Genomic DNA, 3,459 nt, shown 5'->3' with positions numbered 1-3,459 from the left:
GCTTCGTCGACAGCGTCTGATGTGTATAAGAGCCAGATTTTAACCTTTCTTTCCTTCTGCCTTCTGCCTTCTGCCTTCTGCCTTCTGCCTTCTGCCTTCTGCCTTCTGCCTTCTGCCTTCTGCCTTCTGTCTTCTGCCTTCTGCCTTCTACCGAATTAAATACTCAACAGGGGGGTATGTACAATCTGGATTTTTTTGCGAAGATCGAAGAGAAGGAAAATAACTCAACCTGGGGGATGCTGCTCGATAGCAAGCAAGCATAACCGCAGGAAATAAATTGTACATTCTAGACTTCGTAAAGTACCCTTACCCCTTTTTAATAATATGCAATCTCGTTCGATCGAGTCTCTCGACCGTTTAACCCTAATAGCTGATTCACCCGTGGAACTCAAGGCCAATACAGCCAATACTGAATCTAATCCAAAACGATTGGGTTCGTCTGCCAATGAATTGGGAAACGAACCTATCAGACGTTCTCCCAGTCAATTATCGGCTCAGAAAGCACAAGCTCTACAACAAACCTTAGAGCGCCATCGGGAAGAAAAGCAAATTATAGTTGTTCAGGATTTCCCAGATCCCGATGCTTTATCATGTGCTTGGGCATACCAATTAATCGCGCAACAATATCACATTCAATGCGACATTGTTTATGGGGGTACTCTGAGTCACCAAGAAAATATTGCCTTGGTAAAACTGACTAACCTCCCAGCAATGCGTTGGACACCTCAAGTCCTGAAAAACAAAGATTTGTCAGTGTATCAAGGTTGCGTATTAATCGATAATCAAGGTACTACCAGCCAATTAATGACGCAAGTCCAGCAAGCAGGGATTCCTACAATTGTAGTAGTTGACCATCATCAACTACAGGGTAACTTACAAGCTGAATTTATCGATATTCGTCCAGCTGTACGTGCCACATCAACAATTTTTACTCAATACTTGCAAGCCGGACTACTAGAATTAGATAACGGCATCAGCGAGCACGTAAAATGCGCTACTGCCTTAATGCACGGTTTGCGTTCTGATACTAATGGTTTGCGACAAGCGCAGGAAGAAGAATTTCTCGCCGCTGCTTATCTTAGCCGTTTTTACGATCCCCAAATGCTCAATGCCGTCTTACAGGCGACTCGTTCTAAACGAGTTATGGATGTAATTGAGCGTAGCTTGAAAAACCGCATTGTCAAAAACAACTTTTCTATTGCAGGAGTTGGTTATTTGCTTTACGATGATCGTGATGCTATTCCCCAAGCTGCCGATTTCTTAGTAACAGAAGAAAACGTGCATACGGCAGTGGTTTATGGTATCGTTCACGATGAAGATAAGGAACGAGAACTGGTAGTTGGTTCGTTAAGAACTACTAAATTGACCCTCGATCCAGATGAATTTATCAAAGAAGCTTTTGGACAAGATAATCAAGGACGTTTCTTTGGTGGTGGACGTTCGATGGCGGGAGGTTTTGAAATTCCGATCGGTTTCTTAGGTGGCAGTAATGAAAATTCGGAATATGCCAAACTGAAATGGGAAGTTTTTGATAGCCAAATTAAGCAAAAGCTCTTAAAACTGGTTAATCCCACTCATAACTTAATAGAAACCGAATAGTTAGGAAAAAGCTGGAATTTTCAGATTTTAGATTTTTTCCTTTTCAATATACAATCAGAAGTCTTAAATCTGTTCGCGAAGCGTGTGTGTTAGCACGTAAATCAAGCAATGGTGAAATTGTACTTAATACGTCATGGCATCGCTGCGGAAAGAGAAGACTATACTGAAGATGCGCTACGACCGCTGACAAGTGAGGGGAAGCAAAAAACAAAGCAAGTAGCGCAGCAATTGTTTAATTTTGGTCTGCGGTTTGATTTAATTTTGACTAGTCCGTTGGTACGCGCTCGCCAAACTGCTGATATTCTAAAAGCGATCGGACTAAGTTCCCAACTAGAAGAATCAACACACCTAACTCCAGAAGGTAATATAGATTCTTGGTTAAAGTGGTTGGAGGAGTGGCAAAACAAAGGTGGTAGCAGCTTAGCATTAGTTGGTCATGAACCAAACTTAGGCGAATGGACAGAAATTTTGGTTTGGGGTGAAGCAAAAGGCAATCTGTTAGTCAAAAAGGCGGGAGTTATTGGAGTGCAACTTGCAGAAAGTGGTTCTCCTGTCGGTCGTAGTCTGTTATTTTGGCTAACACCACCAAAATTTTTGCTGTAACAACTGTTAAATCATTTTGGTGCTAAAGATAACAGGTTATGACTTTCTGGTAAGTTAGCCTGAATAGATATTCATGTAAGCAAAGAGTTAAGGATATGACCGTTTGCGAGTATAGGCCAGGTTTAGAAGGAATTCCCGCTGCTGAATCCGCTATTAGTCATGTTGATGGACAACGGGGCATTTTAGAATATCGGGGAATTAAAATTGAAGAACTAGCAGAAAAAAGTAACTTCTTAGAAACAACCTATCTCTTAATCTGGGGTAAGCTACCGACTAAGCCAGAATTAGAAGATTTTGAACATGAAATCCGTTACCATCGCCGGATTAAGTATCGCATCGTTGATATGATGAAATGCTTCCCAGAAAGTGGTCATCCGATGGATGCTTTGCAAGCTTCAGCAGCAGCGTTAGGATTGTTCTATTCTCGACGCGATTTGCATAATCCCGCTTATATTCGCGCAGCGGTAGTGCGACTGATGGCGAAAATCCCCACAATGGTAGCAGCTTTTCAGTTGATGCGGAATGGGAATGAGCCAGTTAGACCCCGCGATGATTTGGGTTATGCAGCTAACTTTCTCTATATGCTTAATGAGAGAGAACCAGACCCTTTATCAGCAAGAATCATGGATATTTGTTTGATTCTTCATGCTGAACATACGATGAATGCTTCTACTTTCTCAGCAAGAGTCACTGCTTCTACTTTGACAGACCCTTATGCGGTGGTAGCTTCGGCAGTAGGGACTTTAGGTGGGCCATTACATGGCGGCGCAAATGAAGAAGTAATTGCCATGTTAGAAGAAATTGGCTCGGTGGAAAATGTTCGCCCTTATTTAGATGACTGTTTGCAGCGCAAATCGAAAATAATGGGCTTTGGTCATCGAGTTTACAAGGTGAAAGACCCTAGAGCTACCATACTCCAAAATTTGTCTGAGCAATTGTTCGAGAAGTTTGGTTCTGACAAGTACTACGAAATTGCTGTAGAAATGGAACGGGCTGTGGAAGAGAGATTGGGACACAAAGGAATTTACCCAAATGTGGATTTTTATTCTGGGTTATTGTACCGGAAGATGGGTATTCCCACAGATTTGTTTACGCCGATTTTTGCGATCGCTCGTGTAGCTGGCTGGCTAGCCCACTGGAAAGAACAACTCGAAGAAAACCGCATCTATCGCCCTACCCAAGTTTACACCGGATATCACGAAGCTCATTACATCCCAATGGAAAAACGGTACTCTTGAGAAGGCAGGGGGGCAGGGG

At 42.6% G+C, this 3,459-nt stretch carries 3 protein-coding genes; all 3 read left to right on the top strand.

Annotated features, from left to right (window positions below):
- Window positions 1-324: 324 nt before the first annotated feature.
- The 3 genes from IQ264_RS31895 (at window position 325) to IQ264_RS31885 (ending at window position 3,440) form a co-directional block, all read left to right on the top strand.
- On the top strand, window positions 325-1,599 hold the full coding sequence (locus tag IQ264_RS31895) for a DHH family phosphoesterase (protein ID WP_193986672.1): 1,275 nt from the start codon (window positions 325-327) through the stop codon (window positions 1,597-1,599).
- 108 nt (window positions 1,600-1,707) lie between these two features.
- Window positions 1,708-2,202 (top strand): phosphohistidine phosphatase SixA, encoded by a 495-nt coding sequence (gene sixA, locus IQ264_RS31890; RefSeq protein WP_193986670.1) that lies wholly within the window; start codon window positions 1,708-1,710, stop codon window positions 2,200-2,202.
- 95 nt (window positions 2,203-2,297) lie between these two features.
- Window positions 2,298-3,440: a citrate synthase gene (locus IQ264_RS31885; RefSeq protein WP_193986669.1), complete on the top strand. Its 1,143-nt coding sequence runs from the start codon at window positions 2,298-2,300 to the stop codon at window positions 3,438-3,440.
- The last annotated feature ends 19 nt before the right edge of the window (window positions 3,441-3,459 follow it).

This window comes from [Phormidium] sp. LEGE 05292 (assembly GCF_015207735.1).
Classification (GTDB): Bacteria; Cyanobacteriota; Cyanobacteriia; order Cyanobacteriales; family Aerosakkonemataceae; genus Floridanema.
This window is presented reverse-complemented; position numbering and strand designations above follow the sequence as displayed.